Origin of the sequence: Agrobacterium cavarae, from assembly GCF_004310285.1 — a bacterium.
GTDB classification, from domain to species: Bacteria; Pseudomonadota; Alphaproteobacteria; order Rhizobiales; family Rhizobiaceae; genus Agrobacterium; species Agrobacterium cavarae.
The window spans coordinates 441,732-461,346 of the sequence record NZ_SISF01000033.1 but is presented as its reverse complement, the minus strand read 5'-3'; the positions used below and the strand labels follow the sequence as shown (position 1 = coordinate 461,346).

Here is a 19,615-nt window from a genome sequence, read left to right as displayed (position 1 = left end):
GCGATGATCCTTCGCTTGCTCCGCCTTTCCCCATCGATCTCGCTTCTGGCGATGGCTTTTGCCATCACCGCGACCCCTGCCTTTGCGCAGGGCCAGGCTCCAGCGGCCGGCCAACAGCCAGCGCCGCAGCAGGGTGAGCCGCAGGCAAGCCCTGATCTTTTGCCGGGCCTTCAGCCGCAGGCGCAAGGTGTCGATGGCGCCGGCGAGGAAGACACCGATTTTGGACCGGTGGTGAACCAGGAACCGGACGTGCTGTCGCGACCGACAGACCAGGATGCCGATCCGCTGCGGAAAGGCCGGGTGACCGGCGGCGATCAGAAGGATCTCCAGCCTTCGGAGGGCGTCACCGTCTATCAGCGCATGGGCGCCGAGCTTCCGCCGCTGCCGAAGGAAAAGGAATTCAAGGGCAAGATCGACGAGGCCTATGGCCATTACCAGCGCGGTGAATATGTGCAGGCGCTGGACAAGGCGCTGACGCGCGCGCAGGACGGCGATGCCGCAGCGCAGACGCTGGTCGCTGAAATGATGAGCCGCGGCCTCGGCATTGCCCGCGACGACAAGACCGCCACCTTCTGGTACGAGCAGGCCGCCAAGAATGGCGATCCCGTTGCCATGTTCAAATATGCGCTGATCCTGATGGAAGGCCGGCTCGTCAAGCACGACAAGACGCTTGCCGACGACTACATGCGCCGTGCGGCTGAGGCAGGCAATCCGGAAGCCGAATTCAACTGGGCACAAATCCTCGTTTCCCAGACGCCCGGGCCAAAGGGTCTGATGGCGGCGCTGCCCTTCTATGAGAGGTCGGCGGAAAAAGGGATTGCGGATGCCCAATATGCCGTGTCGCAGATCTATTTGAACGTGCCGGAGGTGCCGAAGGAAAAGAAGGCAAAGGCGCGCGAATGGCTGACGCGTGCCGCAAAGGCGGGCTTCGATACCGCGCAGGTCGATCTCGGCATCTGGCTGGTCAACGGCACGGCCGGCGATCGCGATCTGGAAGAAGGTTTTCGCTGGCTGAATGGTGCCGCTCAGCGCGGCAATGTCGTGGCGCAGAACAAGGTGGCGCATCTCTACATCCAGGCGCTCGGAACGCGCCCCGATCCGATCGAGGCGGCCAAGTGGTATGTGCTGTCGCGCCGCGCAGGTCTAAAAGACCCGGGGCTGGAAGATTTCTATCTCGGCATCGAGGACAGTCAGCAGAAGCAGGCGATCGACGCGGCCAACAAGTTCCGGCCCAACTGAGGGCGAAGGCGCCGCCACGGCTCACGAGGCGAACGGGTCGTCCTTTTACTGTTTCAATTGTTGGGAGGCCCACCGTCGCACGACGTTGTGATAACGCCGAACCTCTCTTCACCGTCATCCTCGGGCTTGACCCGAGGATCCACTGTCGAACCGTTAAGCAGTTGAAAAAGATGGATCCTCGGGTCAAGCCCGAGGAGGACGAACGAGAGGTTTTCACACTTGATCACAGGATTATCTCAACCGGTACTTCGAGACGCTTGATTGGCGTCAAGGCCCCGGAAAAGCAGATGCGCCGTGTACCGTGGCATTTCACCTTTTTGCGCGACTATGCTTTAGCCTTGAATTTCGGTGCGTTTTGTGGTCTTGAACCCGCAAATCTAAAATAGAAACCAATATGCCTGCCTGCCCCGATCTTGCGCGGCCGGTTCAGCCACCTTCCAGGAATGTTTTCATGGCCCGTTCAGCCCTTCTCAATGTCATGGTTCAGGCCGCCTTGAAGGCGGGAAAATCTTTGTCGCGTGACTTCGGTGAAGTGCAGAACCTGCAGGTATCGGTCAAGGGACCGAGCGACTTCGTGTCCCAGGCGGATCTGAAGGCTGAAAAGATCGTTCGCGAGGAGCTGATGAAGGCACGTCCGACCTATGGCTTCCTCGGCGAAGAGGGCGGCGAGGAAATCGGCACCGATGGCGCCCATCGCTGGATCGTCGATCCGCTGGACGGCACCACCAACTTCCTGCACGGCATTCCGCAGTTTGCGGTCTCCATCGGTCTGGAGCGCAGCGGCGAAATCGTCGCCGGCGTCATCTTCAACCCGGCAACGGACGAGCTTTACACCGCCGAGCGTGGCGGCGGGGCGTTCCTCAATGATCGCCGCATTCGCGTTGCGGCCCGCAAGCAACTTTCCGACAGCGTCGTCTGCTGCGGCGTTCCGCATCTCGGCCGCGGCAACCACGGCAAGTTCCTCGTCGAACTTCGCCATGTAATGGGCGAGACCGCAGGCGTGCGCCGCATGGGTGCCGCTGCTCTCGACCTCGCCTATGTCGCAGCCGGTCGCTTCGACGGCTTCTGGGAAGCGGAACTGTCCCCCTGGGACATCGCCGCAGGCATCGTGCTCATCCGCGAAGCCGGCGGCTTCGTTTCCGATATGGGCGGCGCGAACAGCATGCTCGAAAGCCGCAGCGTGGTTGCGGGCAACGAGTATATCCAGAAGGCGCTGCTGGACGTCGTCAACCGTCCGGTTCCTGGCCGCTGATAGGGACCGAGGCGTCTCCTCTGACGCCCCCATTCCTGTGCCCGTCACAGGACTCCGGTCGGACCAAATCTTTGGTTTGGAAGAATGTTTTCTCGTCGCGCTGACGCGCGACGGCTAAGCTTCCCGTGACGGTACAGGAGTGAGGGTGGGTCAAGGAATCCTTGCTCAAGGCACTTGCCCGGTCTACCGCGACGCCTATGCGTTCGATCCCTACGGTACGACCGAACCTCACCTTAGCCTCCCTTTCATTCTTTGAAAAAGCTTTGTTCTCAAAAGGCTTTTCACTTCAATTCGTCGTAATTTTACTCTAGCTTCCGCTCCGAACCATGTTGATGCCCCAGTCTTGAGGGCAAGGTCATGGCAGCATCAAAGGAACGGGCCCTATGGCGGATACGGAACTGCTCGATGTCGGCGTCGAGAAACCGCTGACGAAAGAATATCATCACAAGCTGTCCAGCCCGACGCCGTTCTTATGGACGATGATGATCTTCCTCATCATCGTTGCCTTCCTTGCCGCCATTCTCTTCCGGCAGGCCCAGTCAGCCTTCATGACCAATCCGGGTCTGAACGGCTTCATTCTCGGCGTTCTCGCCATCGGCATCGTTCTGGTGTTCATGCAGATCTTGAGCCTGCGCCCCGAAGTGCGCTGGTTCAACAATTTCCAGGCGGCCGGAAGCGTCGACAAGGCCGGGCGTCCGCCGAAGCTCCTGGCGCCGATGCGGGCGCTGATCGGCAAGCGCGGCGAAGTGCGGGTCTCGACCGTCACGCAGCGCTCCATTCTCGATTCCATCGCCACGCGTCTGGATGAATCGCGCGACACGTCGCGCTATCTCATCGGCCTTCTGGTCTTCCTCGGTCTGCTCGGTACCTTCTGGGGTCTGATCGGCACGATCGGCGCCATCAGCGACGTCATCCAGGGCCTCGATCCGACATCCGGCGACAGCAGCGATATTCTCTCCTCGCTGAAATCCGGCCTGACGGCGCCGCTGTCGGGCATGGGCACGGCGTTTTCGTCCTCGCTGCTCGGTCTTTCCGGCTCGCTGATCCTCGGCTTTCTCGATCTTCAGGCGGGCCGCGCGCAAAACCGCTTCTACACGCAGCTGGAAAACTGGCTGTCGTCTGTTACCGATCCGGGCGTCGATCTGTCCGTTGATGGCAAGCCCGTTGCGGCGAGCGGTGCGGCGGGTACCGAGCGTTCACTTGCCGCCATGCATAATCTGGCGGAGGGCATTCAGGGGCTGGTGAAGAATATGCGCGGCGAGCAGCAAATGCTGCGTGACTGGATCGAAGCGCAGCAGGAGGAATCCAAGGCGCTCCGTCGCACGCTTGACCGTCTCACTGCACGAATGGATGCCGACCAGAAGGCGGCCAGGCGATCCACTCCCCACGATAACGGGAGCGCGTGATCATGGCGCTTGCGCGCAACCGCCGTCGCGACAGAGGTATCGATTACTGGCCGGGCTTCGTCGATGCGCTGTCGACGCTGCTCATGGCGATCATGTTTCTGCTCACCGTCTTCGTTCTTGCACAGTTCGTGCTCTCGCGCGAAATCTCCGGCAAGGACGAGGTCATGACGCGCCTCAACAACCAGATTGCCGAGTTGACCGAATTGCTGGCGCTGGAAAAAGGCAGCAAGCAGGATATCGAAGACACGCTTGCCAATCTGCAATCGACCCTTGCGCAATCTGAAAACGAACGCTCGCGTCTGCAGGCGCTACTCGATTCCGGTGCGGGCAACAGTTCCGCCGCCAATGCCCGTGTCGGGCAGTTGACGGGTGAGCTTGAGGATGCGCGCGAAGCCGGTGCCAGAGCCTCGACGCAGATCGAATTGCTGAACCAGCAGATCGCCGCACTCAGAGCTCAGATCGCTTCCGTCGAGGCGGCACTGCAGGCGTCGGAAGCCAGGGACACATCCTCTCAGGTGAAGATCGCCGATCTCGGCCGTCGTCTGAACGTGGCGCTGGCGCAGCGCGTACAGGAGTTGAACCGCTATCGCTCCGACTTCTTCGGACGCCTGCGCGAAATCCTCTCGGACCGCGAGAACATCCGCATCGTCGGCGACCGCTTCGTCTTCCAGTCGGAGGTCCTGTTTCCGTCGGGCGGCACGGATCTCAATCCGGAGGGGCAGGTGGAAATGGCGAAGCTTGCCGCAGCGCTGATCGATCTTGCCAAGGAAATCCCACCGGAGATCAACTGGGTGCTGCGTGTCGATGGTCACACCGACAATGTGCCTCTGTCCGGCTCCGGACGTTTTCGTGACAACTGGGAGCTATCGTCGGCCCGCGCCACCTCCGTCGTCAAGTTCCTGATTTCCAAGGGCGTGCCGGCCAACCGTCTGGTCGCAGCCGGTTTTGGCGAATATCAGCCTTTGGCGGAAGGCGAGACGCCGGAAGCCCGTTCGCAGAACCGCCGTATCGAGTTGAAGCTGACGGAGCGCTGATCCTCTTGGGGCGATGGGGGGGCGCTTTGCGCTCGCATCGGGATCGCGGCCTTTAAAGCGTGTCGCGATCTTTCTGATTCGATCCCCAACGATTTAGTTCTGTACTTGATCGCGAGTCGTTATCGCAAAACCGCTGCGCAGTTCTGTGCGGACCATGCTTCAAGCCGCGTCGTTGGCGTCCGTGTTGAATTGCAGGCGTGCCAGCTTGGCATAGAGACCGCCCTGGCGGATTAGGCTTTGGTGCGTGCCTTCCTCGATGATGCGGCCTTCATCTATCACCAGAATGCGGTCGGCCTTGAGCACGGTCGCGAGGCGGTGGGCAATGACGATGGTGGTGCGCTTGGCGATCAGCTCGTCCAGCGCCTTCTGCACCAGCGTTTCACTTTCGGCATCCAGCGCTGAGGTCGCTTCATCCAAAAGCAGGATCGGCGCATCGCGCAGGATGGCGCGGGCAATGGCGATGCGCTGGCGCTGGCCGCCGGAAAGCGTGACACCGCGTTCGCCGGCCACGGTGTCGTAACCTTCCGGCAGTCTGGCAATGAAGCCATCCGCCTGCGCGGCGAGCGCTGCTGCCCGGACCTGCTCACGCGTGGCATCCGGTCTGCCGAAGGCGATGTTGTCGTGGATGGAGGAGGCGAAGATCGCCACATCCTGCGGCACAATGGCGAGCCTGGAGCGCAGCTCCTTCAAGGTGACGGAGCGGATATCGGTGCCGTCGATGGTGATGCGGCCGGATTGCGGATCGTAGAAGCGCATCAAAAGCGAGAACACGGTGCTTTTTCCAGCGCCCGACGGGCCGACGATCGCCACTGTTTCGCCGGCGGCGACGTGGAAGGAAAGGTCGGAGATAATCGGTTTGCCTGCACCCTTCGGATAATGGAAGGCCACATGCTCGAAGCTTGCTTCGCCGCGCGGCGGAACGGGCAGCAAAACGGGGGAGGCCGGTTCTTCGACGGGGGACTTCTCCTCCAGCAATTCAGAGAGGCGTTCGGCTGCACCTCCTGCCTGCGACAGCTCGCCCCAGACTTCCGAGAGCTGACCAAGCGAGCTTGCGGCGATGACGGAATAGAGAACGAACTGGCTGAGCGTACCGGCGGAGATCGCGCCGGTCAGGACGCTATGCGCGCCATACCACAGAATCGCGACGACGCTGCCGAAGACCAGGCTGATGGCAACGGCCGTTAGAATGGCGCGAGCGCTGATCGCCGCGCGGGCGCCATGATAGGCCTTCTCCACGGCGGCATCGTAGCGGCTGTTTGCCAGCATCTCGGCATTGAAGGACTGGATGGTGCGGCTGGCGGAAATCGTCTCGGAGGCGAAGGCAGACGAGGCGGCAAGCGTATCCTGCGTGGTTCTGGAACGCGAGCGCACCGAGCGGCCAAAGGCGATCAATGGAAAAACGATGAAGGGAATGGCGAGAAGTGCAAGACCCGCAAGCTTCGGGCTGGTATAGACCATCATTGCCACGGCGCCGAGACAGAGCAGGGTGTTGCGCAGCGCCACGGAAGCGGACGAGCCGAAGGCGGAGCGGATCTGCACCGTGTCTGCGGTAAGGCGCGAGGTCAGTTCGCCGGAATGGTTGGTATCGAAGAAGGCCTGCGACAGCGAGGTCAGATGGGCGAAGACATCACGGCGCAGATCGGTCACCACACGCTCGCCGATGATCATCACATAATAATAGCGCATGGCGCTGGCGAGCGCGAGAATGATGGCGATCGCCAGCAGCATGGCAAAATAGTTGTTGATCATCGCGCCATCGGTCGCTTCAAAACCGTGGTCGATGATGCGGCGCACGGCAAGCGGTAGCGCAAGCGTGGTGGCGGAAGACAGCACGAGCGCAAAAAGGGCCGCGGCAACCAGACCGCGATAGCGCTTGAGGTAGGGAAACAGGCTTGCCAGAGGTTTCAGCGTCCTGCGCCTTGCGGGCTTGTGTGCCTCAATGTCTGCCACGTGCATTACTCCTTGGTGCCGCAGGATCAACAGGTCCGGCGGCGACGCCGTTTTGGCGTCTTGATATGTGTCTTGCCGTGATCGGCAGGCACTTGTTATCTCGGCGCCCTTCATGTATAGGCTCCGCATCAAATTGGGAAGCCATGGCCTAAAGGGCTCAGGTTTCATTTATTGAATCGGCTCAGTTGACGCAATTGCGGCAAATGGTCCGCACCCACTTACGCAGGAAGATTGTCATGAAGGCTGAAATCCATCCCGACTATCACATGATCAAAGTTGTCATGACCGATGGTACCGAATACGAAACCCGTTCGACCTGGGGTTCCGAGGGCGCAGTTATGAACCTCGAAATCGATCCCAGATCCCATCCGGCCTGGACTGGTGGCAACCAGCAGCTGATGGACCGCGGCGGTCGCGTTTCCAAGTTCAACAAGCGTTTCGGCGGCCTCGGCCTCTAATCCGTTTGATCATGGACGGCAAAATAACCTCGGAGCGATCCGGGGTTTTTTGTTGTCTGGATGGCGGAGCGAGCCTACGGGACGGGCTCAAGGGACAAGATGTGGCCGGCTGGTCTGCGTCGAGCTCGCCATGTGACGCGGAGGCTCCCGTCCACGATCATGCATTGAGGTTCAACTTCTCCTCACCGTCATCCTCGCCTGAAGGGGACTGCCGTGGATTAACTGGCGCGCCAAAAACCTCGGTCCTCATTCCTGTGCTTGTCACAGGAATCCAGTCAGACCAAGTCTTTGGGCTGAAAGAACGCTTCCTCGCCGCGCAGACGCGCGTCGGCTGGATTCCTGTGACAAGCACAGGAATGAGGGTGGAGGGGAGAGCGTTACCTACAGCATTGGTCAAGGCTGATGGCGGCAACCGAGAGGTCTTCGCGTTGATTATGGGGCTTATCCAGGCATGGTTCCAAGAACCGGATTAGGCGCCAAGAAGCCAAAAAAATCAGATCCGTCTTACCCCGTGGCGGGCGAACCCCAGACAACAAAAAAGCAGGCCGGAGCCTGCTTCTTCAAAATCATGCGTCGGGAATAGCGCGTTCAGTTGCTGTTGAACGCGGTGCGCAGCAGGTTGAGCTGTGCCTGAACACTGTTTTCGTTGTCCGGTACCTTTGCTTCCGACGGGCGGTAGATTTCGCGGTCGAGAAGGGCAACGCGGTTCTGCAGGCGAAGCGAACGCTCGACGAGATCGCGGAAGGATTCCGGCAGGTCGTTCCAGCCTGGGGCATTGCGATCGACGTTGAAGTTGTCGAGGCGCACCTTGTTCTTTTCGTTGAGAACCTGGTCGCGGGTCATCTCGCCATTGTTGACGGCGCGCTGCAGCAGCAGCCAGGAGGCCATCTGCATCAGGCGGGTGGTGAGGCGCATGGACTCCGCGGCATAGAGCACCGATGCCATGCGCGGCAGCACCTTGGAGGCTGCGCGACCGGAGCCATCGAGGTAGCTTGCCGTTTCTTCCACCAGGCCCATGCCCTCGGCATAGAGAGTCTTGAACTGGTTCGAGGCTGCGGCGCGGCCGGCGAAGCTGATGGTATTCAAAACCTGTTCCGACATTTCTTTAATCCCTGCTTACGCATGATACGGTGAGGCAACGGAGTTAGCGGGTGAATTGTTCCGGCCTTTGTATTTTCAGGATGATACCAATACCGCAAATGCGCAAGCTGATTATTAAAGAAAGGTTAATACCCACAGTTTTGCAGGTTTTCCAACAGAATAAAAAAAGAGCCGCAAAAGCGGCTCTCAAGGTAAAACAGGGAGAAAAATCAGACCAATTCGCCGATAGGAGAAACTGCCTGAGGTTCAGCAGAACTGAACATGTATAGTAATCTCTCAGAAAGCTTAATATTGGGTTAATGGTAAACGAAAAACTGTCTCGCGGGGTAACGTTTGCTCGGCATTCTTGCTCTCATCTGGTGCGAAACAGATTTTCCGCGGCCTTGCGGCCCGCCGACTTCTTCTCCTTTTCACCCTCCAGCCGTTCGATTTCAGCTGACAGAATATTGATGCGTGCGGTCAGTTCATCCACCGAAAGCAGCGTCAGGTCGGCGCCGATGATATGCGTGGAGTTCTGCTTTTGCGGAAGATCCTCGTTGAAGATACTCATATTCCTGCTCCCTTCTGCAAATCTGCTTCCTCTTCAGGATATTGCGGTGCTCTGGGGTCCAGCGAAGCGCTTTCCGGTGTCAGTAGCGGCGCAGGGGCCGTCGGCATGGTGGAGAAGTTATCCTTCTCCGCGGTGGTGAGCGCGGCGCGCTGCCTCGAGCGGAAGATAGAATAAGCCGTAATCAGAAGATGCGAAACCGCTGTCACCAGAAACAGCGCGTAAGGACCAAAGGAGGTCATGATCGGGCCACCAAGCGTCGGGCCGATAATGGTGCCGATGCCGTAAAGCAGAAGCAGGCCGCCCGAGACTTTGACGAAATCTTCCGAGGAGGCGAAGTCGTTGGCGTGTGCGACCGCAATCGGGTAGAGCGCATTGGCGGCGGCACCATAAACGCAGATCATTCCAATCAGCACGTAGACATGTGTCGGGTGGATGATCGCAATCGCAAGGCCCGCGACGGCGGCGAGCGCCGAGAGGCCTGCCAACACGAAACGACGGTCGATACGGTCGGACAGCTTGCCGGCCGGAAATTGCGCGAGCGCGCCGACGAAGATGGTGGAGCTGACCATGATGGCGATGGTGGTGGGATCAAGCCCCGCACGCGCGCCGAAGACAGCGGCAAGCGTACCATAGGCGCCATTGGCGATGCCAACCAGCAGGATGCCGACGAAGGATACCGGCGAATTGCGGTAGAGCGCCCGAAGATCGAGCTTGACCTTCTTCAGCGGCTGCGGGCTCTCTGCTTTCGACAACATGGCTGGAAGGATCGCGACGCAATAGATGATGGCGCAGACCATGAAGAGCGATGTATTGCCCACATGGCCGAAGGGGATGACGAGCTGTCCGGCCACCACGCCGAAGAGCGTAATGGCAATATAGAGCGAGAAGATCGCGCCACGGCTTTCATTGGTGGCGCGCTCGTTCAACCAGCTTTCGATGATCATCGAGGTTCCGGCGGTGCAGAAGCCCGTCAGGGCACGCAGGGCAACCCAGGACACGTCGTCGATGAAGAGGCCGGTCAGGAGAACGGTAAGGCAGATGACCGCAACGAAGCTGCCGAAGGCACGGATGTGGCCGGCCCGGCGCACGATGGCGGGTGCGACGAAACAGCCGATGACGAAGCCTGCCGCCCAGGAGGTGCCGAGAAAACCGAGCACTTCGTTGGAGTAACCTTCTTCCGAACCGCGCACCGGCAGAAGCAGGCCCTGCAGGCCGTTGCCAAGGAAGAGGAAGAGGGTGCTGGTGAGAAGAGCGAATACGGGTAGAATATTTCTGCTCATAAAGTCTCTCTCATGCTGATGCTATTGCCGGTATCATGCGGAAGATGGTGCGAATAAGACGCCGCCATGGTGAGCATAAAAATGTCCACCCTGTGACGATGTAGAATGAGTTTGACATTTGGCTCACGGATGCGGCAAGCCCCTAAATAGACATTTGCAGTTGAACCGGCGGCAGCTGCCAAGGGTTCCCTCAGAAGATGGCAGAAACGGTGGCACACAGCTTGCCCGATTGAGCCAAAAGGTTGCGTGATGACGAAGGCGATCGGCCTTTTGCTACTTCTGGCCATGGGTATCCAGCTCATCCGCCCGCTCGGATTCCCGGGCTTTAGACGACGCGCCGATTTTTGGAAGATCGCCGTGGTGGCCTTTGTTCTGTGGACGCTGGTGCTGCTCCTGCGGCCTTGAATTTTGGCGCTCCCATCGATGATGGAAGCGCCTGCAGCATCGGCCCGAAAATCGCTCTCGATTTTCGGAAAGCACGATGCGTAGCTTCAAAAAGCCAAAGCGTCTTTTGTGCGTTTAACAAAACGCACGGCGCTTTAGATGATCAGAGCTTGCGCCCGAGATAATCCTCGACCTTCTTGCGCTCCCATGCGGCATTGAGGAAGGGCACGAGGTCGAAGGTGGTCATGCCGTTCATCGCAAGGGCGACACCCCAGCCGAGGGCCGGCCAGATGGCCCAGAAGTAATGGGGGCTGGTAACAAGGTTGATGACGACCAGCATGGCGATGACCAAGACATATTGCGCGACATGCAGGTAGAACTTCTTGATCTTTCGCACGCGCTCGAACGCAATGGCTTCTTCGGCTTCTCTGGAGTCGACAGCAATGCTTTGCATATCCGTTTCCTTTTCTACGGTCAGTTGCGACACGTCGATCTCGAAGACGGATGCCAGCGTGGCGAGCGTTTCCAGGCTCGCGGATTGGCCGCGCTCGATACGCTGAATAGTGCGCACGCTCAAGCCACTGACGATTGCCAACTGCTCCTGCGACCAGCCACGCTGTAGCCTGAGTTTCTGTACCAGCATTACTTTCTCCAAGGTTCGACGCGGTCGACATTTCCGCAAACCGCCATCGATCACCACGCCATCCGCCCGACTGTCGGGTTGCTGTCGGGACGGTGACGGGCCTGTCATGGCGGCATACTGCGCCGGGCGAGCGTGAATTTGAAGAGCGGCGAGCCGCCGCGAAAAGAAAAAGCCGCTCGAAAGGAGCGGCTTTCCGGTACAGTCTTAGATAGGGCTTACGTAGAGAGGAGCGACGTCACGCCGCCTTCTCAAGCTCCTGCTTCCAGTTGCCGCGCGCTGCCAGAGAATTCATCTCGGCGCGGTGGCGGAAGGCGCGCTGGCCGGCTGCGACATTTTCCTGCTTGCCGCCCCAGGCATGGAGTGCTGCTTCCTGCAATGCGCGGCCATAGGAGAAGGTGACCGACCAGGGCAGGTCATAGCCGGCATTGATAGCCGAGAGGTGGGCTGTGGCTTCTTCCGATGACTGGCCGCCGGAGAGGAAGGCGATGCCGGGCACAGTGGATGGCACGGTGGCATTCAGCACCTTCACGGTCTTTTCGGCGACCTCTTCAACGCTTGCCTTGCGGGCATTCTTGCCGTCGATCACCATGTTGGGTTTCAGGATCATGCCTTCAAGATCGACGCGGGCATCGTAAAGATCGGTGAACACGGTGCGCAGCACCCATTCGGTCACCTCGGCACAACGGTCGATGCTGTGGGTCCCGGGCTTGCCGTCCATCAATACTTCCGGCTCGACAATCGGCACGATACCGGCCTGCTGGCAAAGGGCTGCATAGCGGGCAAGCGCCTGGGCATTCGCCTTGATCGCCCCCCATGTCGGAAGCCCATCACCGATCGCGATCACACCGCGCCATTTGGCAAAGCGCGCACCGGCCTCGTAATAGATCTTCAGGCGATCCGCCAGGCCATCAAGGCCCTCGGTCACCGTCTCGCCGGGAAAGAAGGTCTGCGGCTTGGCGCCCTTATCCACCTTGATGCCGGGAACGGCGCCGGCGGCCTTGATGATCTCGACGAAAGGCGTGCCATCGGCGGCCTTCTGGAAGAGGGTTTCCTCGTAGAGAATGACGCCGGAGATGCATTTCGTCATCGCCTCTTCGGTGCGGAACAGCATTTCGCGATAATCACGGCGGCTGGTTTCGGTCGATTCCAGACCGATCGTATCGAAGCGCTTCTTGATCGTGCCGGTGGACTCATCCGCCGCCAGCAGTCCCTTGCCGTTCGACATCATTTTTTGTGCAATATCTTGAAGACGTTCGGTCATGTGCAGTTCTCCCAATACATAATCATACTCAGATACCAGACAGAGGCAGAAAGATGGCAGGCTAAAGCCTTGAATCGTTTGAAAAGGTTTTGATGTGTCAACGTTTTTTAAGGCTGTCTACGACGTGTGAAATCGGCGAAAAAGAAGACGCTTGATGCGCCGTTTGGTTCCGAAGACGAGGTGGTTGCTGAAGCAATAAAAAAACCGACGCCGGTTGTGGCGTCGGTCAATCGTTTTTCACTCAGGCGCCTCTTGGTAGAAACGCGTTACTTCTGTTCCTGCAGAATGGCGACGCCGGGCAGGACCTTGCCTTCCATCCATTCGAGGAAGGCACCGCCGGCTGTCGAGATGTAGGTGAAGTCTTCCGCAACGCCCGCATGGTTCAACGCTGCGACCGTATCACCGCCGCCGGCGACGGAGACGAGCTTGCCGGACTTGGTGCATTCGGCGGCATGACGGGCGGCAGCGACGGTTGCCGTGTCGAAGGGTTCGATTTCGAAGGCGCCGAGCGGGCCGTTCCAGACCAGCGTTTCGGCGCGGGAGATCCAGCCCTTGATGGCTTCGACCGATTTGGGACCGACATCGAGCACCATGGCGTCTTCGGGGATGGCGTTGATATCGACAATCTCGTTGGCGGCATTGGCCTTGAACTCGCGAGCAACGACGCCGTCATCCGGCAGCACGATGGCGCAGCCAGCTGTCGCGGCCTCGATCATGATCTGCTTTGCGGTTTCGGCCAGATCATGCTCGCAGAGCGACTTGCCGACCTGCGTGCCGCGGGCGGCTAGGAAGGTGTTGGCCATACCGCCGCCGATGACGAGTGCGTCGACCTTCTTGACGAGGTTCATCAGGAGATCGATCTTGGTGGAGACCTTGGCGCCGCCGACGATCGCAACGACCGGGCGGGCAGGGGCGCCAAGACCCTTTTCCAGCGCTTCCAGTTCCGCCTGCATGGTGCGGCCGGCATAGGCCGGCAGATGGCGTGCGAGACCCTCTGTGGAGGCATGGGCGCGGTGGGCGGCGGAGAAGGCGTCGTTGACGTAGACATCGCCATTCTTGGCAAGCTCGGTGACGAAGGCCGGATCGTTCTTTTCCTCGCCCTTGTGGAAGCGGGTGTTTTCCAGAAGCAGGATATCGCCATCATTCATCTTGGCGATGGCGTCTGCAGCAGCCGGGCCGATGCAATCGGTGGCGACGTGGACGGCGTGGTCGAGAACCTCTTCAAGCGCAGGCGCAATCAGCGACAGCGACATGTCGGCAACCGGCTCACCTTTCGGGCGACCGAAATGGGCGAGAAGAATGACCTTGGCGCCCTTGTCCGAGAGCTCCAGAATGGTGGGTGCCACGCGTTCCAGGCGGGTCTTGTCCGTCACCTTGCCGTCAGCAACCGGCACATTGAGATCGACGCGAACAAGAACGCGCTTTCCGGAAATGTCGGTGAGGTCGTCAAGGGTCTTGAAGGCGGGCATAGATCAATCCTGTAAAACGTGTTTGAAACAATGTCTTCGGGCGCGACCATACTATGCCTGACCGACGACGCAAGGCGTTTTCGTCACGATGCCATGACGCGCTTTCACTTCGCGTTCAGGCGCGCGCGGCGCCTTTCCTTGCGGTGCTCGCGGGCACGGTGGATGATGTCTTTCAGGCTGATGAAGATCGGCAGCGTGGTCGCCGGTTCGACCGGTTCGAGCGAAATGCCGATGCTGGAAATCGCGTGGTTTTCATCGAGATCGCGGACGATCAGGATCAGCGAGCCAAGACGGATGCGATCGGCATATTCGGCCTTTCCGCCAAGGCGGGTTTCGATCAGTTCGCCAACGGTGAGGGACTGCTCCTGCGCTGTGATCAGCCCCGGCCCGTAGGATGCATCCAGTTCCGTCGCCGGGCGTTGCGGCGAGATGGCAAAGGTGCCGAAAATGTCTTCGTCATCGGCGGTTACCGGCTTGGCACTGGCAAAGAGGCGGTCGAGCAGCCTTGCATTGCTGGGGATGACGAAGAGATAGACGAGATCGTTTTCCCGAAGCCTGCCGGCATATTGATAGCGGATGGAGGTGCCGTCGCGCACGACCAGAGATGGCATGGCCCAGCGGGGAATGCGCTCGCCCTGCAGGATCGCGCTGCCCTTGGCCACGCGGTAGGAGATCAGCTCGTGGGTTGCCGTGCCGGGCAGATCCACTTCCAGCTTGTCCACCTCGCCCATCCGTGGCGGCACCACGAGGCCAAGACGGGTTGCGACGGGCTTGATCGTCCAGCCCTGCAAGAGAAGCGAGACCAGCACGATGATGAAGGCGGCGTTGAAATAGATCTCGGCATTGTTGAGCCCCCCAAGTGCGGGCAGGATGGCGAGCAGAATGGAGACGGCGCCACGCAGACCCACCCAGGCAACGAAGCTCGTTTCCTGCTGGGTGTAGTTGAAGGGCATGAGGCTCAGCCACACCGCAAGCGGTCTTGCGACGAAGATGAGGAAGAGCGCAAGCAGGATGGCGGGAATGATGATGGCTGGGAACTGCGAGGGTGTCGCAAGCAGGCCGAGCATCAGGAACATGATGATTTGCGCCAGCCATGTCATGCCTTCGTGGAAACGGCGGATGGCGCCCTTGGCAAAAATCTTGCGGTTGCCCGAAACGATGCCCGCGACGTAGACGGCGAGGAAGCCACTGCCGTTCAACGCGCCGGTGAAGGAGAAGACGAGGAGCGCTAAGGCCAGAACGAGGATGGGTGCGAGCCCGCGATCCATAGTGAAGCGGTTGACGACCTTGACGATCATCAAGCCGCCAAGCACGCCGAAGATCAGGCCAAGTCCCATTTCTTCGAGGAACATCAGCAGGAAGCCGGTATCGAAACCCGCCAACCCCTTGCCGCGGCCAACGACCTCCACTAGGGCGATGGTCAGAAAAATCGCCATCGGATCGTTGGTGCCGGACTCCACTTCCAGCGTGGAGCGCACCTGGTCGCGAATATGGATGCCGCCGATGCGCAGCAGGAAGAACACGGCTGCCGCATCGGTGGAGGCGACGATGGAGCCGAGCAGCAGTCCTTCCAGCCAGGAGAAACCGAGCAGCAGCGCAGCAGCGCCCGCGAAGAACACCGCCGTCAGGACGACACCGACCGTGGCAAGTGTGAGGGCGGGCCGGGACGAGAGCCGGAAGGTCTGTAACGGCGTGCTGAAACCGGAATCGAAGAGGATGACCGCCAGCACCAGCGAGCCGAGCATATAGGCCAGCGCACTGTTGGTGAATTCGATGCCGAGACCATCCTTGCCCGCGGCAAGGCCGATCATCAGGAAGAGAAGCAGCAGGGGCGCGCCGAAGCGATAGGCGATCAGGCTGGAAAAGGCGGCTGCAAGCACAAGGACGTTGGCGACCAGCAGCAAGAGATAAAATGATTCCAATGCCCTAACCTTTGCAAACGATGCTTTGAAGCTGGCGCACAGCCTCCCGTCTGCGACTACCGAATCTTGTCAGTGATTGTTCAGGTTGAAAATGGACCAGAGCAAGGCGGGAGTGCCAGCGCCGGCGACGGACCCATAAAAAAACCGGCGGGATTGCTCCCACCGGTTCTTTGGATTGTCATCGACCGCCAGATCAGATGGTCTTGGCGAAAGCCACGGCCGTGTCGGACATGCGGTTGGAGAAGCCCCACTCGTTGTCGTACCAGGAGAGCACGCGCACGAAGTTGCCTTCCATGACCTTGGTCTGGTCGGTGGCGAAGATCGAGGAGTGGCTGTCGTGGTTGAAGTCACGCGAAACCAGCGGCTCGTCGGTGTAGCCGAGAACGCCCTTCAGCGCGCCGTTCGACGCAGCCTTGATGGCTTCGTTGATTTCTTCGACCGAGGTTGCCTTCTTGGCGACGAACTTGAAGTCGACGACCGAGACGTTTGGTGTGGGAACGCGGATCGAGGTACCGTCGAGGCGGCCCTTGAGGTGCGGCATGACGAGACCGACCGCCTTGGCAGCACCGGTCGAGGTCGGGATCATCGACAGCGCTGCAGCGCGGGCGCGGTAAAGATCCTTGTGCATGGTGTCCAGCGTCGGCTGGTCGCCCGTGTAGGAATGGATCGTCGTCATGAAGCCGTGGTCGATGCCGATCAGGTCATCGAGAACCTTGACGACCGGTACCAGGCAGTTGGTGGTGCAGGAGGCGTTGGAGATGACGAGGTGGTCCTTCGTCAGCTGGTCGTGGTTTACACCAAAGACAACCGTCAGGTCGGCGCCGTCGGCTGGAGCCGAAACGATGACGCGCTTTGCGCCAGCGGTCAGGTGCGCGGCAGCCTTGTCACGGGCGGTGAAGATGCCGGTGCATTCCAGCGCGATATCGACGCCGAGTTCGCCATGCGGCAGCGTTGCGGGGTCGCGAACGGCGGTGACCTTGATCGGCTTGCCGCCGCCAACGGTGATCGTGTCGCCTTCGACCTTCACCTCGGCCGGGAACTTGCCGTGAATGGAGTCGTAACGCAGCAGGTGTGCATTGGTCTCGACAGGGCCAAGATCGTTGATGGCGACGACTTCGATGTCGGTGCGGCCGGATTCGACGATGGCGCGAAGGACGTTACGGCCGATGCGGCCGAAGCCGTTAATGGCTACTTTTACAGTCATTTACAGTCTCCCGATCAATAATTTACGTCTGAATGGAATAGCTTGGGCGCGAAGTGGTGAAGGCGTATGGCGCGCTTCACCGCTTGCGGCGGTCGACGACCGAAGGTCATGGCGTGCAAGCCGCCCTGATCTTCGGCCAATGGGATCAGCCGAGCTTTTCTTCGGCTGCGGCGACAACCGCTTCCGCGGTGATGCCGAAATGCGGGAAGAGGTCCTTGGCCGGTGCGGAGGCACCGAAGGACTGCATGCCGACGAAAGCGCCGTCATTGCCGATGAAGTAATCCCAGCCCTGGCGAATGGCCGCTTCGACGGCGATCTTGACCGGCGCGTCGCCGATAATCGCCTGACGATAGGTTTCCGGCTGCTCCTTGAAGAGTTCGAAGCAGGGCACGGACACGACGCGGGCGGAAATGCCCTTGTCCTTCAGCGTTGCGGCGGCCTTCAGCGCAAGCTCCACTTCCGAGCCGGACGCGAAGATCGAGACCTTCGCGTCGCTTGCCGAAACCAGTTCGTAGGCGCCGTAGGCAACGAGGTTCTTCTCCTCATAGTCCTTGCGGGCCGGCGTCAGGTTCTGGCGTGTGAGTGCCAGCGCGGAGGGACGATGCTTTTCATGCAGGGCAAGCTGCCAGGCTTCTGCCGTTTCCGTCTCGTCTGCCGGGCGGAAGACCAGAAGGTTCGGAATGGCGCGAAGTGCTGCGATCTGTTCCACCGGCTGGTGGGTCGGGCCGTCTTCGCCAACGCCGATCGAGTCATGCGTCAGGACGTGAACGACGCGGATGCCCATCAGTGCGGCAAGGCGGATCGACGGACGGCAATAGTCCGAGAAGATCAGGAAGCCGCCGGAGTAGGGGATCAGACCGCCATGCAGCGAAATGCCGTTCATGGCCGCAGCCATGCCGTGTTCGCGGATGCCGTAATGCATGTAGCGACCGGAGAAGTCGGTCGGCGTGATCGACACCATCTGGCTGGTCTTGGTGTTGTTGGACGGTGTCAGGTCGGCGGAGCCGCCGAGCATCTCCGGCACAACGCCGTTGATGACTTCCAGCGTGTCTTCAGAAGCCTTGCGGGTGGCAACCGTCGGGTTGTTGGCCGCAATTTTCTTCTTGAAGGCGTCGATGGAGCTGTCGAAGTTGCCGGGCAGATCGCCGGCGAAACGGCGCTTGAATTCGGCCTTCTTCCCACCCTCGACCGCTTCCAGGCGGGCTTCCCACTCCTGGCGTGTCTTGGTGGAGCGCAGGCCTGCCAGACGCCATGCGTCGAGCACGTCTTCAGGAATGACGAAAGGTTCGGCTTCCCAGTTGAGATGCTTGCGGGTTGCAGCGATTTCTTCTGCGCCGAGCGGCGAGCCGTGCACCTTGTGGGTGCCGGCCTTGTTCGGGGCGCCGAAGCCGATCGTGGTCTTGGCGGCGATGAAGGTCGGACGATCGGACTTGTGGGCTTCTTCGATGGCCGCGGCAATCGCTTCCGGATCGTGACCGTCGATCTCGATCGTGTGCCAGTGAACGGCCTTGAAGCGTTCGATCTGGTCGGTGGAGTCGGACAGGCCGACTGCGCCGTCGATCGTGATGTTGTTGTTGTCCCAGAAGAGCACGAGCTTGTTCAGGCGCAGATGGCCGGCAAGCGCGATCGCCTCATGGCTGATGCCTTCCATCAGGCAGCCGTCGCCGCACAGAACGTAGGTATAATGGCTCTGCAGGTCGGAGCCGAATTCTTCTTCCAGCTTGCGCTCGGCAATCGCCATGCCGACAGCATTGGCAATGCCCTGGCCAAGAGGACCGGTGGTGGTCTCGATGCCGGTGGCATGACCATATTCCGGGTGGCCGGCGGTCTTGGAGCCGAGCTGACGGAAGCGCTTGATCTCGTCGATCGTCATGTCTTCGTAGCCGGTCAGATACAGGCACGAGTAGAGCAGCATGGAGCCGTGGCCGGCGGACAGCACGAAACGGTCGCGGTCGGGCCAGTGCGGCGCCTTGGGATCGAATTTCAGGTAGCGGGTAAAGAGAACGGTGGCGACATCCGCTGCTCCCATCGGCAGGCCGGGGTGGCCGGAATTGGCCTTCTCCACAGCATCCATGGCAAGAAATCGGATTGCATTGGCCATCCGGTCGTGTTTGTCGCGAGAAATCATGGCTTTTCCGTTTGTTCCGGGTGAAAGGAGATAGTCGTTCTAACTATCCAAAAAGCGGGTTGATCCATAGCAGGTAGGGCGGCTCTGTCAATAAATCCAGCCTGATGTTGCGGTTCGATCGGTCACAAAAATCGTTTCGCATCAAAAGATTCGCTCGCCGCCCTTGGCCACATTCGATCTCGCGCAAGCTTCGCGCCGCGCTGTGGCCATAATCAGGCAGGGATGGCGAAGCCCATGTTTGCGACTTTGCATTCATCCACAGCCCAAAGTGCTTGAATGTATTGGTTTGATTGACGCGGGCGCAAAACGGGTAATATCGTATCAATGCCTTGAG

Annotated in this window: 16 protein-coding genes; 6 read left to right on the top strand and 10 right to left on the bottom strand. The window is 59.9% G+C overall.

The annotated features are described in order from the left end of the window. Positions 1-3: 3 nt before the first annotated feature. The 4 genes from EYC79_RS20610 (at position 4) to EYC79_RS20595 (ending at position 4,931) form a co-directional block, all read left to right on the top strand. Positions 4-1,239, top strand: coding sequence for a tetratricopeptide repeat protein (locus EYC79_RS20610; RefSeq protein ID WP_245495325.1), 1,236 nt, complete (start codon positions 4-6; stop codon positions 1,237-1,239). 451 nt (positions 1,240-1,690) lie between these two features. Then, positions 1,691-2,491 carry an inositol monophosphatase family protein gene (locus EYC79_RS20605; RefSeq protein ID WP_062599050.1) on the top strand — a complete coding sequence of 267 codons (801 nt, stop codon included), beginning with the start codon at positions 1,691-1,693 and terminating at the stop codon, positions 2,489-2,491. Positions 2,492-2,874: 383 nt separating this feature from the next. Then, entirely contained in the window at positions 2,875-3,897 is a 1,023-nt protein-coding gene (locus tag EYC79_RS20600) for a hypothetical protein (RefSeq protein WP_062427917.1), read from the top strand. A 2-nt stretch (positions 3,898-3,899) separates the two neighbouring features. Beyond that, positions 3,900-4,931, top strand: a complete 1,032-nt coding sequence (locus EYC79_RS20595) for a peptidoglycan -binding protein (RefSeq protein ID WP_062427918.1) — start codon at positions 3,900-3,902, stop codon at positions 4,929-4,931. A 159-nt stretch (positions 4,932-5,090) separates the two neighbouring features. Here EYC79_RS20595 and EYC79_RS20590 read toward each other — a convergent pair whose 3' ends face one another. Beyond that, positions 5,091-6,881 (bottom strand): ABC transporter transmembrane domain-containing protein, encoded by a 1,791-nt coding sequence (locus tag EYC79_RS20590; protein WP_130979348.1) that lies wholly within the window; start codon positions 6,879-6,881, stop codon positions 5,091-5,093. A gap of 236 nt (positions 6,882-7,117) precedes the next feature. Here EYC79_RS20590 and rpmE point away from each other — a divergent pair, with 236 nt between their 5' ends. Then, on the top strand, positions 7,118-7,339 hold the full coding sequence (rpmE, locus tag EYC79_RS20585) for a 50S ribosomal protein L31 (protein WP_062427919.1): 222 nt from the start codon (positions 7,118-7,120) through the stop codon (positions 7,337-7,339). A gap of 588 nt (positions 7,340-7,927) precedes the next feature. Here rpmE and rcdA read toward each other — a convergent pair. The 3 genes from rcdA to EYC79_RS20565 form a co-directional block, all read right to left on the bottom strand. Continuing rightward, entirely contained in the window at positions 7,928-8,440 is a 513-nt protein-coding gene (gene rcdA / locus EYC79_RS20575; protein WP_062427920.1) for a protease adaptor protein RcdA, read from the bottom strand. Between the two features lie 352 nt (positions 8,441-8,792). Continuing rightward, the gene (locus tag EYC79_RS20570; RefSeq protein WP_130979346.1) at positions 8,793-8,990 is read right to left on the bottom strand and encodes a DUF1192 domain-containing protein; all 198 of its coding nucleotides are present in this window, start codon (positions 8,988-8,990) and stop codon (positions 8,793-8,795) included. Next, complete coding sequence (locus tag EYC79_RS20565; RefSeq protein ID WP_062427922.1) at positions 8,987-10,270, bottom strand: MFS transporter; 1,284 nt, start codon at positions 10,268-10,270, stop codon at positions 8,987-8,989. The genes EYC79_RS20570 and EYC79_RS20565 overlap by 4 nt, the downstream gene beginning before the upstream one ends. A 249-nt stretch (positions 10,271-10,519) precedes the next feature. On the opposite strand from EYC79_RS20565, the gene EYC79_RS23545 reads away from it, so the two are divergent. After that, positions 10,520-10,675 carry a hypothetical protein gene (locus tag EYC79_RS23545; protein ID WP_165457088.1) on the top strand — a complete coding sequence of 52 codons (156 nt, stop codon included), beginning with the start codon at positions 10,520-10,522 and terminating at the stop codon, positions 10,673-10,675. A 142-nt stretch (positions 10,676-10,817) separates the two neighbouring features. On the opposite strand, the gene EYC79_RS20560 is transcribed toward EYC79_RS23545, so the two are convergent. From EYC79_RS20560 to tkt, 6 genes are all read right to left on the bottom strand, one after another. After that, on the bottom strand, positions 10,818-11,297 hold the full coding sequence (locus EYC79_RS20560; protein WP_112358528.1) for a 2TM domain-containing protein: 480 nt from the start codon (positions 11,295-11,297) through the stop codon (positions 10,818-10,820). A 235-nt stretch (positions 11,298-11,532) separates the two neighbouring features. Continuing rightward, on the bottom strand, positions 11,533-12,558 hold the full coding sequence (locus tag EYC79_RS20555; protein WP_130979345.1) for a class I fructose-bisphosphate aldolase: 1,026 nt from the start codon (positions 12,556-12,558) through the stop codon (positions 11,533-11,535). Positions 12,559-12,824: 266 nt separating this feature from the next. Next, positions 12,825-14,027, bottom strand: coding sequence for a phosphoglycerate kinase (locus EYC79_RS20550; protein ID WP_062598855.1), 1,203 nt, complete (start codon positions 14,025-14,027; stop codon positions 12,825-12,827). A 104-nt stretch (positions 14,028-14,131) separates the two neighbouring features. Then, positions 14,132-15,949: a potassium/proton antiporter gene (locus EYC79_RS20545; protein WP_130979344.1), complete on the bottom strand. Its 1,818-nt coding sequence runs from the start codon at positions 15,947-15,949 to the stop codon at positions 14,132-14,134. Between the two features lie 193 nt (positions 15,950-16,142). Further along, the gene (gap, locus tag EYC79_RS20540; RefSeq protein ID WP_113271630.1) at positions 16,143-17,153 is read right to left on the bottom strand and encodes a type I glyceraldehyde-3-phosphate dehydrogenase; all 1,011 of its coding nucleotides are present in this window, start codon (positions 17,151-17,153) and stop codon (positions 16,143-16,145) included. Positions 17,154-17,298: 145 nt separating this feature from the next. Continuing rightward, positions 17,299-19,281, bottom strand: a complete 1,983-nt coding sequence (tkt, locus tag EYC79_RS20535) for a transketolase (RefSeq protein WP_130979343.1) — start codon at positions 19,279-19,281, stop codon at positions 17,299-17,301. Between the last annotated feature and the right edge of the window lie 334 nt (positions 19,282-19,615).

Coding starts and splice junctions, on each gene's coding strand:
- EYC79_RS20610 (WP_245495325.1), top strand. CDS start 4: ATGATCCTTCGCTTGCTCCGCCTTTCCCCATCGATCTCGCTTCTGGCG.
- EYC79_RS20605 (WP_062599050.1), top strand. CDS start 1,691: ATGGCCCGTTCAGCCCTTCTCAATGTCATGGTTCAGGCCGCCTTGAAG.
- EYC79_RS20600 (WP_062427917.1), top strand. CDS start 2,875: ATGGCGGATACGGAACTGCTCGATGTCGGCGTCGAGAAACCGCTGACG.
- EYC79_RS20595 (WP_062427918.1), top strand. CDS start 3,900: ATGGCGCTTGCGCGCAACCGCCGTCGCGACAGAGGTATCGATTACTGG.
- rpmE (WP_062427919.1), top strand. CDS start 7,118: ATGAAGGCTGAAATCCATCCCGACTATCACATGATCAAAGTTGTCATG.
- rcdA (WP_062427920.1), bottom strand. CDS start 8,440: ATGTCGGAACAGGTTTTGAATACCATCAGCTTCGCCGGCCGCGCCGCA.
- EYC79_RS20570 (WP_130979346.1), bottom strand. CDS start 8,990: ATGAGTATCTTCAACGAGGATCTTCCGCAAAAGCAGAACTCCACGCAT.
- EYC79_RS20565 (WP_062427922.1), bottom strand. CDS start 10,270: ATGAGCAGAAATATTCTACCCGTATTCGCTCTTCTCACCAGCACCCTC.
- EYC79_RS23545 (WP_165457088.1), top strand. CDS start 10,520: ATGACGAAGGCGATCGGCCTTTTGCTACTTCTGGCCATGGGTATCCAG.
- EYC79_RS20560 (WP_112358528.1), bottom strand. CDS start 11,297: ATGCTGGTACAGAAACTCAGGCTACAGCGTGGCTGGTCGCAGGAGCAG.
- EYC79_RS20555 (WP_130979345.1), bottom strand. CDS start 12,558: ATGACCGAACGTCTTCAAGATATTGCACAAAAAATGATGTCGAACGGC.
- EYC79_RS20550 (WP_062598855.1), bottom strand. CDS start 14,027: ATGCCCGCCTTCAAGACCCTTGACGACCTCACCGACATTTCCGGAAAG.
- gap (WP_113271630.1), bottom strand. CDS start 17,153: ATGACTGTAAAAGTAGCCATTAACGGCTTCGGCCGCATCGGCCGTAAC.
- tkt (WP_130979343.1), bottom strand. CDS start 19,281: ATGATTTCTCGCGACAAACACGACCGGATGGCCAATGCAATCCGATTT.